The following is a 15,844-nucleotide window of genomic DNA, read 5'->3' on the forward strand; positions in this document are numbered from 1 at the left end:
GCCGCCCGCCCTCTCCCCCGCCCCTCTCCCGCATGCGGGAGAGGGGAGAAAAAAACAACACCAGGGCAAGCGGTTGTTCTACCCCTGCGCCCGACTTGCGCCCTCACCGCGCGCCTGCGTCATCCCCTTGCAGGACTGCAGCACTTCGGCGCCATAGCGCAGGCGCACTTCATCCATGCGCGCGCGTACCGTTTCGTCGGCATGCGCCACGCGCAACCACTGCCGCGATACGGCGCGCGGTGCGTCGCTGATCAACGCGGTACGCACGCCCTGCCCGCGCAAGGTTTCGAGGAAGCGGTCGGCGCGCTCACGTTCGCGGAACAGCCCCAGCGACACCGTGTACGAATCCTGCTCTTCGCTGGCTATCACCGATACATCGGTGACCTTGCGCCGGCGTAGTTCGGCCAGCTTGCGGTCGGCGTTCTCGCGCGTGGGCTGGGCCGGCAGATGCACCCACCAGCGCACCTGCTCGCTACGTTCAAACTGATCCACTGGCAGGACGGAGCCGGCTGCAATCGCGCTCAGGTCTTCCCTGGCACGCTGCACCGCCTGTGCCGAGAAGCCACCCATTTCCAGGCAGTTGTCGGCGGCGGCCACCGCCAGCGTCACGCCGCCGGGCGTCCCACTGCGCGGCGCCGGTGTCGGTGCCGGCAAGGGCGCGGATGCGTCGCCAGACGGCTGCAACTCCATGCGTTCACCACGCACCTGCTGGTTAATGCGTTGCGCCTCGCGCGGGCTTTCCAGTACGCCGGCCAATGGCTGCGCCCCGAACGCGCCAAGCAGTGCCGCCATCAATAGCGCATTGGCGATCAGCAGGATCAGCAATACAACGGTCAGACCTCTCCGGGACATGGGGCGGGGCAAAAAATGAGGACTATGGATTGACGATAGCCAGGCCGGCAGCGCTTTTCGCATGCAACCCAAGCAGCACAAGATTATCGTGCATCTCGAACGGCATCGCGAGTGCCCCGGCCACGGCATGTCGCGCGCCGCCCGACAGCAGACAGCGTACCGGCCCGCGTTCGGCCAGCGCACGCCAGGTACGCTCGATGGCACCGGCCTGCGCGGCCAGGCAGCCGGCGGCAATCGCATCATGAGTGTTGTCTGCGCCCAACGCTCGCACGGCGCGCGCGGCCCCGGCCCCGGTGTCGAGGACGTCGAGTTCGGGCAATTGCGCGGTATTGCGTGCCAGCGTGCCCAGCATCAGCGCCAGCCCGGGCACGATGAGGCCGCCCTCGAAACGTGCGCCATCGGTCGTGGCGGTGACGATATCGAGGGTGGTTGCGGTGCCCGCCGTCACGATCAACAACGTCTCGCCAGGCAACCAGCGGTGCGCGCCGATGCTGCCGACCCAGCGGTCCACGCCAAGCTGCGCAGGCTCGCGATAACCATTAAGCAGATCGCCGTGCGCTGCCGATGTGCGTACCCATTGCAGCGACACGGCGGTACCGAACGCCTCGGACAGCAACGCCTCGACCTCCCTGGCCAGCGCCGGGCCGGCAACATTGGCCAGCCATACGGCAGGCGGCTTGCCCGCCGATAGCCGTTGCCAGGCCCCGACCAATGCCTCGCGCTCGGCCGGTGCCGCATGCGTGGCCGCGCCGGCGTGCTGCCATGGCGTGGGCAGCGCACCGGCGAGCACCGGTGCCGGACCGTCGTCGCACCACGCCCACTTGAGTCGCGTGTTGCCGATATCGATCAAAAGCGTGCTCATGCATCGGCCCCGCGTAGCGAAACCTCGCCACTGGCAATCTGCTGCAAGCCGTCGGCGGTCTCCAGCAACAGATGGCCCTCGCCATCGACGCCGCGTGCCAATCCTTCGGCCAGCACCTTGCCATCGTGCAGCAGGCGCACCGGTTCATTACGGAAAGCGTCGCGCGCCGACCATGCGGGCGCCAGCGGCGCAAAGCCCTCGGCCAGGAAGGTGGCGCCCGTAGCCGCCAGCCGGTTCAGCACGGCACCGAGGATGCGCGTCGGCTCAGTTTGCGGATCGAATGATGTGAGGGCTTCGGCCACGCCAGCCAGCTCGCGCCCCAGTGCCGCCTCCATGCGCGCGTCGCGCACGAGGTTCAACCCAATACCGATCACGGCCCACAGCCGCTGCGGCCCTGCGGGCACCGACTCGATGAGGATACCGGCCAGCTTGCGCCCGTCGATCTGCAGGTCATTGGGCCACTTGAGTCCGACGCGGGATCCCAACGCAGCATCGCAGTCTTCGAGTGCCTGCGCCACGGCCAGCCCTACCGCCAGGCTCAGGCCGCTCAGGCGCGCCGGGGCAAGTGCCAACGGCAGTGCTACCGAGAATGTCAGGCCTGCCTGCCCCTGCCATGGCCGTCCCTGCCGGCCGCGCCCCGCGGTCTGCCGATAGGCCACGCGCACGCGTGCCGCCTCACCGCTCCACGGCGCTGTGCGACAGGCCTGCGTCAGGTCGGCGTTGGTCGAACCGGTTTCGTCCACCACCTCCACCTGCCAGGCGTGCGCCGGTCCACCATCGAGCATGCGGCGCAGTACCGGTTCGTCGATGCGCCAGGCGGGCAGCACCGCGGAATCGTCGGTCTGGGCGGGGATGGGTCGAGCGGAGTCGTCAGGCATGGATACGAAAAAGTCGGAAATCAGATCGGCACGATCCGGTCAGCGAAGATTGTAGCCGTGGCCGTGTCAGAGGATGTCCGGTCGCCACGTCACGGTTGGTAGCATAGAATCGAGACTCAGCCATCACATCGCCACCTCGTTTGGACCGCCAGCCGACGCCCGCCATCGACATCTCGCGCCAGGACGGAGCCTTCAGCATACAACTGCAAGGGGACTGGACAGCACTTGCACTCGCCGGTTGCCACGAGGCGCGCGGCCTGCGCGCGCAACTGCATGAACTGACCGAGGCGCCACAGCATGCGCAATGGTCGCTGTCCGGCGTCTCGCGGCTCGATCATATCGGCGCGCAACTGATCTGGCAGGCATGGAACGGGCGCATGCCCGAGAGCGTGGAACTGAACGACGGCCAGCGCCGCGTCTTCGATCGCATCGCCGGCATGCGCACCGACGGCTGGAAGAAGAAGATGGTCGACCGCTTCAATCCGGTCACGATCCTCGGTGCAAACCTGCTGTCGTTCTTCGCGCAGCTTGCCATTGGCATAGCGATGCTGGGCCAGTTGACGCTGGACCTGCTGCGCTTCCTGCGCGCGCCACAGCGCGGGCCTTGGCGCGAGATCTCGGCCAATGTCTACAACGTCGGCTACAAGGCGCTGGGTATCACGGCGCTGGTCGGGTTCCTGATCGGCATCGTGCTGTCGTACCTGTCGGCCAACCAGCTACGCACATTCGGCGCCAGCACCTTTATCGTCAATATCCTGGGCATGGCCGTGATCCGCGAACTCGGCCCGGTGCTGGCGGCGATCCTGATCGCGGGCCGCTCTGGCTCCGCGATCACCGCGCAGATTGGCGTGATGCGCGTGACCGAGGAGCTCGATGCGATGACCGTGATGGGCATCTCGCACGGCTACCGGCTGATCATGCCGCGCGTGATCGCGCTGGCGGTCTCCATGCCGCTGCTGGTGGCATGGACCGACCTGATGGCGCTGCTGGGCGGCATGACCGCGGCGCGCTACCAGCTCGATATCAGCTTTGCGTTCTTCCTGCGCCAGTTGCCGGACGCGGTGCCGGTGGCCAACCTCTGGCTGGGCCTGGGCAAGGGTGTGCTGTTCGGCATCCTGATCGCGCTCACGGCCTGCCACTTCGGCCTGCGCATCAAGCCCAACACGCAAAGCCTGGGGCAAGGCACCACGGCATCGGTGGTCACATCGATCACCGTGGTGATCCTGGCCGATGCGGTCGTCGCCATCCTCTTCAAGAACGTAGGCCTATGAACGAGAGCGACAACGCCAACGACGGCGCCATGATCGAACGCGACACACCGCGCGAGCGGATCATCGAGGTGCGCAACCTCGTCAAGCGCTATGGCGACAACGTGGTGCATGACGGACTCGATCTCGACGTCTATCGCGGCGAGGTACTCTCGATCGTGGGCGGCTCCGGTACCGGCAAGACCGTGTTGCTGCGCCAGATCGTCGGGCTGGACCGGCCGACGTCGGGCACCATCAAGGTGTTTGGCGAGAACCCCGCCAGCCTGACGCCCGCGCAGCTGCAGGCGTTGCGCAACCGCTGGGGACTGCAGTTCCAGCGCGGCGCGCTGTTCTCGGCGCTGTCCGTGATCGACAACATCGCGCTGCCTCTGCGCGAGATGCGCGCGCTGCCGGACAACCTGATCTGCCGGGCATCGCTGCTGAAGCTGCAACTGGTGGGGCTGACGGCCAAGGATGCCGACAAGATGCCGGCCGACCTGTCCGGCGGCATGATCAAGCGTGTGGCACTGGCACGCGCGCTGGCCCTGGAACCTGAGCTGGTTTTCCTGGACGAACCCACTGCGGGCCTGGACCCGATGGCGTCCGACGACTATGTGGCCCTGATCCGCGAATTGCGCCGCGAGCTGGGCCTGACCGTGGTGATGATCACGCACGACCTCGACACATTGGTCGCGTTGTCGGACCGCGTGGCGGTGCTGGCCGACCGCAAGGTACTGGCCGCCGCGCCCATTGCCGAGGTGGTCAAGGTCGATCATCCGTTCATTCGCGAATATTTCCTGGGCGAACGCGCCCAGCGCGCGCTGCAGGCGCTGCCGGCCCCGCCTCGGGCCGGTGGCACACCAGCGCATACCGGAGAAGCCTGATGGAAAACAAGTCAAACGCCTTCCTGGCTGGCGTGTTCACCATCGGCCTGGCTGTCCTGGTGCTGTTCTCGCTGTTCTGGTTCAGCAGCGATCATGCCGTGCGCGTGCCGTACGACCTGATCACGCGATCGACGGTGAACGGGCTCGGACCGCAGGCCGATGTGAAATACCGCGGCCTCGACGTGGGCAAGGTCATATCGATCAAGTTCGATCCGCAGGTGCCGGGCCAGATCATCGTGCGCATCAGCGTGAACCAGAACACGCCGATCACGCGCACCACGTACGCCACGCTGGGCTTCCAGGGCGTCACCGGGATTGCCTATGTGCAACTCGACGACACCGCGCGCGAGGAAGGCAGCGGCACCAGTTCGCCACCATTGCAAACATCGGCCCGGGAACCGGCGCGCATCGTGATGCGCCCGGGCTTCTTCGAGGAACTCGAGAAGCGTGGCGATTCGCTGCTCACGCAAACCGAAACGCTGATGGCTTCGCTCAACGAAATGTTCCAGACCACCAATCGCGACGAGTTGATGGCGGCGATCCGCTCGGTGCACAAGACGGCCGACGACTATTCGAAGCTGGCCGCATCGCTGCAGCCTGCCGCGGAACGGCTGCCGAAGGCGGTCGAAAACCTCAGCGCAACGCTGGCTTCGACGCGCCGGCTGGCCGACGACCTGGCCAATCCCAATGGCACGGTGATGCATACCGTGAACCGCGTGGGCGAAAACATGCAGGGCGCCGCCGATTCGGTGCAGCAGGCCGCCGGCATCTTCTCGCAGGAAACGCTGCCTCAGCTCAACGGTCTGGCGCGCGATGCACGCCAGACCGCACGCAGCATCGACCGTGCCGCGGGACAGTTCAACGATCAGCCAAGCAGCGTGCTGTTTGGCGGACCATCGCCTACGCCGGGGCCGGGTGAACCGGGTTTCAGCACGCCCTGATCCGCGCCCTCGAACGAACGCCAGGATTCGATCATGAGAATTTCTTCCGCCTTCGCCCAGCCTGCCACCGGTATTGGCGCGCTGATCATGCTGCTGGCGCTGTCCGGCTGCGGCGTGCTGTCGTCATCGTCGCGCAGCACCACGACCTATGATCTGGGCCCGCTGGCCGCCGCGCCGTCGCAACCGCCGGCGAAGCTGCCCAAGTTGCGCGTGGCCGAAACCGATGGCCCCACATGGATGGACAGCCGCGGCATCTACTATCGGCTGCAATACGCGCAGGCACAACGGCTGCAGGCATACTCGACGCAGCGCTGGGTCGACGCGCCGACGCGCCTGTTCGACGACCGGCTGCGCGCGGCCGTATCGGGGCGTGGCGAACTCACGTGGTACGGCGATACCAGCGTGCCCGCCATCAAGGTGGACCTGCTCGGCTTCGAGCAGGTCTTCGATTCGGCCACCAGCAGCCGTGGCGTGGTGCGCGTGCGTGCCACGGTGTTCCACAAGGGGCTGATCGGGCAGAAGACCTTTGTTGCCGAACAGCCGGCGCCCAGCGCCGATGGTGCGGGCGGCGTCAAGGCGCTGTCCGCCAGTTCCGATGCGGTGATCGCGGCGATGCTCGACTGGGCCGCCACGCTGCCGCTGGAAGCCGCCGCGGCCAGCGGGCCGGCACAGTTGCCGCGCGCCAATCCGCCCGGCCGCGACACGGTGCCGCTGCCGGGCGCCGACACAGCCAAGCCCACGCCACCGCGTCCGTAACCCGGACATGACGTGGCCAGTGAGCGTACAGTGCAGTACAGGTCGTAAGGTTTCGAGCAGTCATGGTTCCAGACACGTCACCACCTCCGCCGCCACCGCAAGCGCCGCGCCAGCCGGAGCTTGAGGGCTGGTTGCCGCGTCATTCCCCGCTGGCGCGCGTGGGGCTGATCTGTTTCACGCTGCTGGTGGTTTATGCCAGCCTCTATCCGTTCTCGGGCTGGGTCAACAACGGCATCTCGCCGTTTGCGTTCCTGACCGCGCCCAAACCACGCTATATCACCGAGTTCGACCTGCTGACCAATGTGCTCGGCTATTGCCCGTTTGGCGCACTGGTCGTGTTGTCCCTGCACCCGCGCGTCTCGGGCGCACGCGCGTCACTGATCGCGTTCGTGGCCGGCGCATTGCTTTCGGTGGTCATGGAAGCGCTGCAGACGTGGCTGCCGACCCGCATCTCGTCGAATATCGACCTGATCACCAATGCACTCGGCGCGCTGCTCGGCGCGGCCGTCGTGGCGCCGTTCACGGGCGCGCTGATCGACCGCGGCACGCTGACGCGGCTGCGCATGGCGTGGTTCGAACCACATGCGAGCTTTGCCATCATCCTGGTCATGCTCTGGCCGTTCGCGCAGGTGTTTCCGCAGGAGCACCTGTTCGGTATGGGCGGCATTGTGCGCGAGTGGCTGACCGATCCCGACTCGTGGCCAATGGCGTGGGTGCAGGCGTACTTTCCCGCGCTGATCGAATGGCAGGACAATATCGGCCTGCGACCTGACGACATGCAGAGCCAGTTGCTGCTGGAAACGATGGTGACGGCATCGAGCTGGATCGGCACCGGCCTGTTTGCTTCGATCGCCATGCGGCGCACCGCACCGATGCTGCGAATCCTGGCGGGACTGCTGACTGCGGCGCTGATCATCAAGGCAGCGGTTGCGGAATTGCAGTTCCCCGACGACAACGCGTTCAACTGGCTGTCCGAAGGCGGGCGCTTTGCGCTGCTGACAAGTTCGCTGGTGCTGGTATTGCTGCTGCGCCTGCCACGCTGGCTGCGCGCGGTGCTGGCCACCATTGCGCTGGTTGCGCTCGTGGTGCTGACCAATGTACTGCCGGCCAACCCCTATGCATGGATCTCGGAGCAGGGTTGGCGCATGGGCCGTTTCATTCATTTCAACAGCCTGGCCCAGTGGCTTGGATGGCTGTGGCCGTTCATGGCGTTCTTCTATGTGATCTGGCGCTTCGAGCAGATCACGCTGCGGCGCAGGCTGCAGAATCGCGCCAGACGCCGCGCTACTGCGCGAGCCGTGGCGGCGGCTACGGCGCCGCGACACGAATCGAAACAGACGCTCGACAATTGAGCGCTCTTGCTTATGTACGGCACAGCAGCGTTATTCGCGGGGTATCCGTGACAGGAATCAGGCGAATCAATGCGCCTGATTCTCGCTGAATCCTGAAAGTCAATTTCTGACCGATCCATTGCGTTACCTCGCCAGCCCGCACCCCTAGAATGCGCGTGGGACATACCGACAGGAAGCACCATGCAGCATTTCAGCACCAGGTCACGGCGCCCCTGGGTCAAGGCCGCGTACGCAAGACTGGCCGGCAGCGGCGGCGATATCAGTTGCTTTATGGAATACCGGCTCGGCGAGCGCATGAAGATCATCGCGCGCCCGGGCTGCGACGCCAGGCAACTGGTAATCACCGCACATGGGGAGTACGCGCCGTGGAGCGGCGAAGCGGTGGTGCCAGCCGGTACCGTGGTCAAGTTCCTCAATCCTCACGACACGCTGTTGCGCGACCCCGGCTTGAGGGAACTGGCAGGCAGCCGCGACATCAGTTTCGCGTCTGTCGCATCCACGTATGTGCGGCAGCACAAGCCGATGGCCAACCAGGAAGCAGCGAGGTGGAACCTGGCGGCGCTGGCGGGATGCGCCACGCCGGGACGCGTCAGGAACTACCGCCTGTTCAAATACGAAGACGACGATCTCAATGCCATTGCGCGCGCGCTGGATTTCAACCGCCAGTTGTGTGAATCGGGCATCGGCACCGCATGCGACTTCCTGACGATCAGGAACCGAAGAAGTCTTGCAGCCCAGGTGACCGACGTGACCCTGCGCGATGTATTCAGGGAGCTCGCCACAAACGACTTGCACTACGACACGATCGTTTGTTCGTTCTGTCGCGCACCGACTTTCGGCAGCGCGAAAGCCTACGACGCCCACAAACGAGGCTTTGTTTAGCGCCGAAGCCGTTCAATGCAACTGTCCGCCCTGCTCCCGGATATCGGCACGCGTGGACAGTGTCGCCGACACCGCAACGCGCAAGCCGGCAATCAGCGTATCGAGCGCAAGACTAGGCGCGCCGGGATGACGCGCGGCCTGCTCCGGCAGATAGGGAATGTGGATAAAGCCACCACGCGCGGCATTCTCGTTGCGCTGGGCCAGCGTATGCATCAACCCGTAGAACACGTGGTTGCAGACAAAGGTGCCGGCTGTCTGCGACACCATCGCCGGCACACCGGCGGCGCGCATGTCACGCACGATGGTCTTGATCGGAAGTGTCGAGAAGTAGGCGGCCGGCCCGGCCTCGGCAATCGTGGTATCGATCGGTTGCGCGCCGGCATTGTCGGCAATGCGCGCATCGTCGACATTGATCGCCACGCGCTCGACCGACATTTCGGTGCGGCCGCCGGCCTGGCCCACGGCAATTACCACGTCGGGATGCAGTGACGCCACCAATGCGCTCATGGCATCGATTGCCTTGCCGAACACACACGGCAACTGGCGCGCGACGATCACCGCGTCGCCGATGCGTTCGCCATCGAGCGCCCGTACCGCTTCCCACGAAGGATTGATCGGCTCTTGTTCGAACGGCTCGAAGCCGGTCAGCAGGACGGTACGGACGGACATGGCGATTCCTTACATCAGGAAGTACAGCAGGATGATATTGGCCACGAGGATGGCCAGCGCGGTGGGCACCTGTGCACGGATCACGGCGTTCTTGTCTTCCAGTTCCAGCAGCGCGGCCGGCACGATGTTGAAGTTGGCCGCCATCGGGGTCATCAGCGTGCCGCAATAGCCCGAGAACATGCCGATGGCCGCCATCACTGCCGGGTTGCCGTGGAACATGCCAACCAGGATAGGCACGCCCACGCCACCGGTCATGACCGGGAACGCGGCAAAGCCGTTGCCCATGATGATCGTGAACAGTGCCATGCCCACGCAATACACGGTCACGGCCACCAGCTTGAAGTCCATGTTGATGTACGACGTGGTCAGGTGCGCCACGGCCTTGCCCACGCCCGCATCGGCAAACACCAGGCCCAGCATGGCCAGCATCTGCGGCAGCACCAGTGCCCAGCCCAGCGACTCGATCAGCCGGCGCGACTCGCGCATGCTCTGGGCCGGCGTGTCACGCGTGAGCCAGCAGACCACGATCAGCGACACCAGGCAGCCGATACCAAGCGATACGAACGTAACGTTCTTGGGATCGAGCAGCGGCAGGCCGGCGATCTTCACATCCTTGAACAGCACCGTGCCCAGCACCGTCACCAGCGGAATCAGCAGCGCCGGAATGAACAGCTTGTTGCCCAGGCGCTTCGCGCTGGCGCGCCGCTCGGACTCGGGCAGCGTGCCGTGCTTGCCGTGTCCGACACCACCAAAGCCGGCAATCAGCGCCATCACCACGGCGCCCACGCCGACGACGGCCGGCGGGATCTTGTCGCCAATCAGGAAGATGACCGCGTAGAGCAGCCAGAACAAACCCGTGGACAAGCGACGCGGATGCGTCTTGTCCGTGAACGTCATCAGGGCAGTAATCAGCAGGACAAAGCCGGCCAGCCAGTAGAGGTACTCGATCGAGACAATCATCGCTTACTCCCCCTTGGTTGCGGTAGCCAGTGGCGTGCCGGCTGGCTGCTTTCCGCCCAGCTCACGAGCCAGCCAGCCGTCCAGGCGCCTCAGGCGCACGGCGTGGATCAGGAACGCGCAGATCGCGGTGGGGATACCCCATACGGCGATGTGCAATGGCTCGACGTCGATATTCGAGGACAACAGGAAGGTATGCATCAGCGCAATCGCACCGAACGCGACGAAGATGTCTTCACCGAAGAACAGCCCCACGTTGTCGGTAGCGGCGCAGAACGCCAGCACGCGCTGGCGCACCGGCTCAGGCAGATGGCCGAACTTGTTCTCGGCAGCACCTTCGGCCATCGGGGCCAGCAGCGGACGCACCATCTGCGGATGCCCGCCCAGGCTCGTCAGTCCGACCGCAGCGGTCAGCTCACGAACTGCCAGATAGACGATCAGCAACCGGCCGACCGTGGCCGAAGCGATGCGCGAGATCCATGCCTGCGCATGCTCGCGCAGACCGTGCCGCTCCAGCAGGCCGATAACCGCCAGCGGCAGCAGGATGATCAACGGCAGGTTGCGCGCCTTGACGAATGCAGTACCGATCGCGGTGAAGATCTGCGTAAGCGGCATCGACGCGGCCAGGCCCGTGGCAATGGCGGCTGCCGCCACCACCAGCATGGGATTGAACCGCAGGACAAAGCCGATGATGATGACACCGACCCCTAGCAGGGGCCAAAGATTGACAGCCGATTCCATGGGAAACACCTGATTTCGAGTGGAGCAAAGCCTGCGCTGGCGGGAGGTCCCGTCAGGCGCTGGCCCGGATGGCGATGCCTTCCGCGCCGAGCCGTTCCCGGATGCGGCGCGCAAAGGCAAGCGCGTGGGCGCCGTCGCCGTGCAGACACACGGTTTCGGCGCGAATCGGTACCCAGGTGCCGTCGATCGCACGCACCTGCTGGTCGCGGATCATCGACAGCGTCTGGTTCAGGGCAACTTCCTCGTCGTCATGCAGCGCGCCGGGCGTGCCACGTTTCACAAGTGTGCCGTCGGGGTTGTAGCCGCGATCCGCGAACACTTCTTCCTTCACACGCAGGCCCGCTTCGCGCGCCATGGTGATCATCTGGCTGTTGGCCAGTCCGAAGAACACGAGATCCGAGTCAAAGTCGCGCACGGCGCGCACGATCGCGTCGCACAGCTTCGCATCGCGCACCGCCATGTTGTACAGCGCCCCATGGGGCTTCACGTGGGCCAGTTGGCCGCCTTGCGCGCGGACCATCGCATCGAGCGCGCCAATCTGGTACAGCACGTCCGCGTACACGGCCTCGGGGTCGCGCTGCATCTCGGTACGACCGAAATTGTCTCGATCGGGAAAGCTCGGGTGCGCGCCGATGGCCACGCCGTTGGCCAGCGCCCATTTCACGGTCTGCAGCATCGTGGCTGCATCACCGGCATGCCAGCCGCATGCCACGTTGGCCGAACTGATCAGCTTGATCAGCGCTTCGTCGTTGCCGCAGCCTTCACCGAGGTCGGCGTTCAGGTCGATTTGCATGGGGACGTTCTCCGGATATGTGGGACGAATCAGTCTGAAGGTCGGGCGATAAATCAGGCGACAAAGCGCGTGGTGGTGCGCCGGCGCGCGGCAATGCGCATGCCGCCGTCCTGCCAGCGCAACGCCTGGTCGATCTGCCGCAGATAGCGGTCCACCTCGGCCTGCGCCACGCCGGCTTCCTCCAGGGACACCTGACGGAAGCGCACGGTGGCGCCAAGCGGTACCTGGGCCAGGCGCCACAGGTCGGCTCCAATCACGGTACCGATCTTCGGATAGCCGCCCGTGGTCTGCGCATCGCTCATCAGGGCAATCGGCTGGCCGTTCGGCGGCACCTGCATCACGCCTGGCATTACGCCGTGCGACAACAGGTCGCCCGACCGCTCGGCGCGGCGTGCCAGCGCCGGGCCTTGCAGGCGCAGGCCCATGCGGTTGCTCTGCGGCGTGATGGTCCATTCGGAGGACCACAGCGCCGCCTGCGATTCGGCTTCGAAATCGGGATACTCGGGACCGGCCAGCATGCGGATCACGAGCGCATTGCCCTCGCGATTCACAGGCAGCGCCCAGCCGGGTGCGGCAACGCCCACCCAATCCTGCCCGGCACCGATGCCGGGACGCCCGGCGGGCAAGCGGTCGCCCTCGCGCAGCACGCGGCCTTCGAAACCGCCATAACCGGACTTGAGGTCGGTACTGCGTGAGTTCATCACCAGCGGCACGTCGATGCCGCCGGCCACGCACAGGTAGGTACGCGTGCCGCCGCGCGGCGCCGGCAGTGTCAGTGTTTCGCCACGGCGCACGTCGAACGCATGCCAGGTCCAGACCGGCACACCGTCGAGATTGGCGCTGCACTCGGCACCGGTCAGCGCCACGCGCATATCGGCATCGAAGCGCAATGCCGCGCGGCCCAGCGTGAATTCGATGGCGGCCGCATTGGGTTCGTTGCCAAGCAGGCGATTGCCGACTTGCAATGCCAGTGCATCGGCTGCGCCGGAACGGCCCACACCAAAGCGGCGAAAGCCCACCCGGCCCAGGTCCTGCACCGACGCCTGTGCGCCGGGACGAATGATCTCGATCACAGCCGGACCTCCTCGGCAACAAAACGCACGGTGTCACCGGGCGCAAACAGCGACGGCGGATCGCGGTCGGCTACGAACAGTTGCGCTTCGGTACGGCCAATCAACTGCCAGCCACCCGGCAATACCGCCGGATAGATGCCGGTCTGTTCGCCACCGATGCCAACCGCACCGGCGGGCACGGCCAAGCGCGGCTCACGGCGGCGCGGCGTGGCCAGTTCGGGGGCCAGGCCACCCATATAGGCAAAGCCGGGCTGGAAGCCCAGGAAATAGACCACGTACTCGCCGGCAGCGTGGCGGCGCACCACTTCCTCGGGCGTCAGGCCGGTATGCGCGGCCACGTCGGCCAGGTCGGGGCCGAACTCGCCGCCGTAGCACACCGGAATTTCCACGAGCTTGCCGGTGGCGTTGCGTGTCTCGCCCGAAGCCCAGGCCAGTTTCAGGTTGCGTTCGAGCGCGTCCACATCGGCGGTCTCGTCGAATGCAAGCGTCAGGTTGTTCATGCCCGGTACCACGTCCACCACGCCGCGCCAGTCGGTGGCACGCTCAGCCATGGCCCAGATACGGCGCTGGACATCGAGCGAGGCGGGCGGCGCGACGCTGTATAGCAGCGCGTGTTCGGCCAGTCGGTGAACGGTGCAGTGAGGCATGGGCGGGCTCGCGTGAGGGGACGAAACATCGATCCATGCAGTGTAGGCACCACCGGACCGCGATACGAACTTGCCGAGGAACCCGATGTGACTCAATCGGATTTCATCAACGATTTATCGATAAATTCATAATATCGAAACATGGCAATGCACGGCACTTCGGGTAGACCCTTAGGAGTTATGCACCGTTAGAGGTCAGTTGGCACCACGAAGGGGGAAATGAGCCTGCTGGATAACTTTTATCAGCCGGTGCAATGAAGACGGCGCAGACATTCAGGCGTAAAAAAACCGGCCTGGGTTGGCCGGTTTCGACGACGTTGGAAAAACCGTCGGCTTGCAGATCAGGCAAAGCCTGCCTGATGCGCCTGCTGGTCCGCGTGATACGAGCTGCGTACCATCGCGCCCACTGCGGCGTGCGTGAAGCCCATCTTGTAGGCCTCTTCCTCGAACATCTTGAAGGTGTCCGGGTGAACGTAGCGCATGACCGGCAGGTGGTGATTCGACGGGGCCAGGTACTGGCCGATGGTCAGCATGTCGATGTCATGCGCGCGCATGTCGCGCATGGTCTCCAGGATTTCCTCGTCGGTTTCGCCCAGTCCCACCATCAGGCCCGACTTGGTCGGCACGTCCGGATTGCGGCGCTTGAATTCCTGCAGCAGCTTCAGCGAGTGCGCGTAGTCGGCGCCGGGACGGGCCTGCTTGTACAGGCGCGGTACCGTTTCCATGTTGTGGTTCATCACATCGGGCGGCGACTGTTGCAGGACATCGAGCGCCTTGTCGAGGCGGCCGCGGAAATCGGGCACCAGAACCTCGATACGCGTGTTCGGCGACAGTTCGCGCGTTTGCGAGATGCAATCGACGTAGTGCTGGGCGCCACCGTCGCGCAGATCGTCACGGTCCACGCTGGTAATCACCACATAGTTCAGCTTGAGCTGGGCGATCGTGCGGGCCAGGTTGCCGGGCTCGTTCACGTCGAGCGGGTCCGGACGGCCGTGGCCCACGTCGCAGAACGGGCAGCGACGCGTGCATTTGTCGCCCATGATCATGAACGTCGCAGTGCCCTTGCCGAAGCATTCGCCAATGTTCGGGCAGCTCGCTTCCTCGCACACGGTGACGAGGTTGTTGGCGCGCAGGATGTCCTTGATCTCATAGAAGCGCGAGTTGCCGGTGGCGGCCTTGACGCGAATCCAGTCCGGCTTCTTGAGCTTCTCGGCCGGCACGATCTTGATGGGAATGCGCGCGGTCTTCTCGGCCGATTTCTGCTTCTTGGTAGCGTCGTATTCGGCGGGGGCTTGCGGGGCTTCGCTGGACGTGGCGATCAGTGCGTCGCTCATACTGTTCTCCGCACGCTTCGTCGCGTGCATGTTTGGCGTTGATTCAGGGCCGGGCCCGCCAGGCACATCATGGTTCAGGCAGCCTCGGCAGCGGCATTCCCGTGGACCGGCGCGCGCGCTTCGCGCACTGCCAGGACCTCGCACAGGGCCGCCGCCAGGCGTTGTGCGATTGCGGGTTGTTGTGCCGCGGTGACCGGCAACGGACCAGCGCCTGCATCGTCCGCCGCCGCGAAGGTGGCGCCCGCGGTGGCCATGTCGACTGTTTCCAGTCCGGCATAGCCGCAGGGGTTGATGCGCAGGAACGGGTTCAGGTCCATCTGCACGTTCAGGCTGACACCGTGGTAGCTGCAGCCGTTGCGGATCTTGAGGCCGAGCGCGGCAATCTTGGCGCCCTGGTGCGGCCCGTCGGACAGATAGATGCCGGGGGCGCCGGGCTTGCGTTCGGCTGCGAGATTATACGCCGCGAGCGTGTCCAGTACCGCCTGTTCGATGTCCTGGACCAGCTCGCGCACCATCAGGTGACGGCGCCGCAAGTCCAGCAGCAGATAGGCCACCACCTGGCCCGGGCCATGGTAGGTGATCTGTCCGCCACGATCGATCTGCACGACCGGAATCGTGTCATCCGGAGCCAGCAGATGTGCGGGGTCCCCCGCCTGGCCGAGCGTATAGACCGGCGGGTGCTCGACCAGCCAGATCTGGTCGGGTGTCTCGGGGGTGCGGGTGGCGGTGTAGTCCCGCATCGCGTCGAAACAGGGCTGGTACGGCTGGCGGCCCTGCTCGATGACTTGGATCGCATGCATGCCCGAGAGTGTAACGAAAAGGGCCGGCCCGCGCTGAACGCGGGCCGGCCCTGTCATGGCCTATCGATGGTCGTCGCGGGGGGGGCCCACCACCCCGGGCCCCCCCGCCCCCGCCGCGTCAGGAGGCGGGGGGCGTGTGGTGCGCCCGCGGGCAGTAGGGTCCGAGAACCACCCGG

General features: G+C 65.5%; 17 protein-coding genes. 6 read left to right on the plus strand and 11 right to left on the minus strand.

The window, feature by feature from the left end; genetic code table 11:
- Window positions 1-78 precede the first annotated feature (78 nt).
- From ACO550_RS02740 to ACO550_RS02750, 3 genes are read right to left on the minus strand one after another with little or no spacing between them, the layout of a single operon-like run.
- Window positions 79-852 carry an SPOR domain-containing protein gene (locus ACO550_RS02740; RefSeq protein ID WP_315593438.1) on the minus strand — a complete coding sequence of 258 codons (774 nt, stop codon included), beginning with the start codon at window positions 850-852 and terminating at the stop codon, window positions 79-81.
- Window positions 853-874: 22 nt separating this feature from the next.
- Window positions 875-1,714, minus strand: coding sequence for a type III pantothenate kinase (locus ACO550_RS02745; protein ID WP_315593439.1), 840 nt, complete (start codon window positions 1,712-1,714; stop codon window positions 875-877).
- Complete coding sequence (locus tag ACO550_RS02750; RefSeq protein ID WP_315593440.1) at window positions 1,711-2,592, minus strand: biotin--[acetyl-CoA-carboxylase] ligase; 882 nt, start codon at window positions 2,590-2,592, stop codon at window positions 1,711-1,713. Before ACO550_RS02750 ends, ACO550_RS02745 begins: the two co-directional genes overlap by 4 nt.
- Before the next feature lie 140 nt (window positions 2,593-2,732).
- Here ACO550_RS02750 and ACO550_RS02755 point away from each other — a divergent pair, with 140 nt between their 5' ends.
- The 6 genes from ACO550_RS02755 to ACO550_RS02780 all read left to right on the plus strand — a co-directional run bounded on the left by ACO550_RS02755 (window position 2,733) and on the right by ACO550_RS02780 (window position 8,654).
- Window positions 2,733-3,863, plus strand: a complete 1,131-nt coding sequence (locus ACO550_RS02755; RefSeq protein ID WP_485994093.1) for an MlaE family ABC transporter permease — start codon at window positions 2,733-2,735, stop codon at window positions 3,861-3,863.
- The gene (locus ACO550_RS02760) at window positions 3,860-4,723 is read left to right on the plus strand and encodes an ABC transporter ATP-binding protein (RefSeq protein WP_485994095.1); all 864 of its coding nucleotides are present in this window, start codon (window positions 3,860-3,862) and stop codon (window positions 4,721-4,723) included. Before ACO550_RS02755 ends, ACO550_RS02760 begins: the two co-directional genes overlap by 4 nt.
- The gene (locus tag ACO550_RS02765; RefSeq protein ID WP_315593441.1) at window positions 4,723-5,664 is read left to right on the plus strand and encodes an MlaD family protein; all 942 of its coding nucleotides are present in this window, start codon (window positions 4,723-4,725) and stop codon (window positions 5,662-5,664) included. Before ACO550_RS02760 ends, ACO550_RS02765 begins: the two co-directional genes overlap by 1 nt.
- Window positions 5,665-5,697: 33 nt before the next feature.
- A complete protein-coding gene (locus ACO550_RS02770) occupies window positions 5,698-6,420 on the plus strand; it encodes an ABC-type transport auxiliary lipoprotein family protein (protein ID WP_315593442.1) in 723 nt (240 codons plus the stop codon).
- Between the two features lie 62 nt (window positions 6,421-6,482).
- Entirely contained in the window at window positions 6,483-7,772 is a 1,290-nt protein-coding gene (locus ACO550_RS02775; protein ID WP_315593443.1) for a VanZ family protein, read from the plus strand.
- Window positions 7,773-7,952: 180 nt separating this feature from the next.
- Entirely contained in the window at window positions 7,953-8,654 is a 702-nt protein-coding gene (locus ACO550_RS02780; protein WP_315593444.1) for a putative adhesin, read from the plus strand.
- A 12-nt stretch (window positions 8,655-8,666) separates the two neighbouring features.
- Here the strand turns inward: ACO550_RS02780 and pcp are convergent, their stop codons facing one another.
- From pcp to lipB, 8 genes are all read right to left on the minus strand, one after another.
- The gene (gene pcp, locus ACO550_RS02785) at window positions 8,667-9,323 is read right to left on the minus strand and encodes a pyroglutamyl-peptidase I (RefSeq protein WP_315593445.1); all 657 of its coding nucleotides are present in this window, start codon (window positions 9,321-9,323) and stop codon (window positions 8,667-8,669) included.
- 9 nt (window positions 9,324-9,332) lie between these two features.
- The gene (locus tag ACO550_RS02790; RefSeq protein WP_315593446.1) at window positions 9,333-10,283 is read right to left on the minus strand and encodes a DUF979 domain-containing protein; all 951 of its coding nucleotides are present in this window, start codon (window positions 10,281-10,283) and stop codon (window positions 9,333-9,335) included.
- A 3-nt stretch (window positions 10,284-10,286) separates the two neighbouring features.
- On the minus strand, window positions 10,287-11,021 hold the full coding sequence (locus tag ACO550_RS02795; RefSeq protein ID WP_315593447.1) for a 5-oxoproline transporter, DUF969 family subunit: 735 nt from the start codon (window positions 11,019-11,021) through the stop codon (window positions 10,287-10,289).
- A gap of 52 nt (window positions 11,022-11,073) precedes the next feature.
- The gene (gene pxpA / locus ACO550_RS02800) at window positions 11,074-11,814 is read right to left on the minus strand and encodes a 5-oxoprolinase subunit PxpA (RefSeq protein ID WP_315593448.1); all 741 of its coding nucleotides are present in this window, start codon (window positions 11,812-11,814) and stop codon (window positions 11,074-11,076) included.
- Window positions 11,815-11,867: 53 nt separating this feature from the next.
- Window positions 11,868-12,887: a 5-oxoprolinase/urea amidolyase family protein gene (locus ACO550_RS02805; protein ID WP_315593449.1), complete on the minus strand. Its 1,020-nt coding sequence runs from the start codon at window positions 12,885-12,887 to the stop codon at window positions 11,868-11,870.
- Window positions 12,884-13,534, minus strand: a complete 651-nt coding sequence (pxpB, locus tag ACO550_RS02810) for a 5-oxoprolinase subunit PxpB (RefSeq protein ID WP_315593450.1) — start codon at window positions 13,532-13,534, stop codon at window positions 12,884-12,886. Before pxpB ends, ACO550_RS02805 begins: the two co-directional genes overlap by 4 nt.
- 341 nt (window positions 13,535-13,875) lie before the next feature.
- The gene (gene lipA, locus ACO550_RS02815) at window positions 13,876-14,868 is read right to left on the minus strand and encodes a lipoyl synthase (RefSeq protein WP_315593451.1); all 993 of its coding nucleotides are present in this window, start codon (window positions 14,866-14,868) and stop codon (window positions 13,876-13,878) included.
- 74 nt (window positions 14,869-14,942) lie between these two features.
- Complete coding sequence (gene lipB / locus ACO550_RS02820) at window positions 14,943-15,668, minus strand: lipoyl(octanoyl) transferase LipB (protein ID WP_315593452.1); 726 nt, start codon at window positions 15,666-15,668, stop codon at window positions 14,943-14,945.
- Window positions 15,669-15,844 lie beyond the last annotated feature (176 nt).

It is taken from the genome of Cupriavidus sp., from assembly GCF_057315035.1.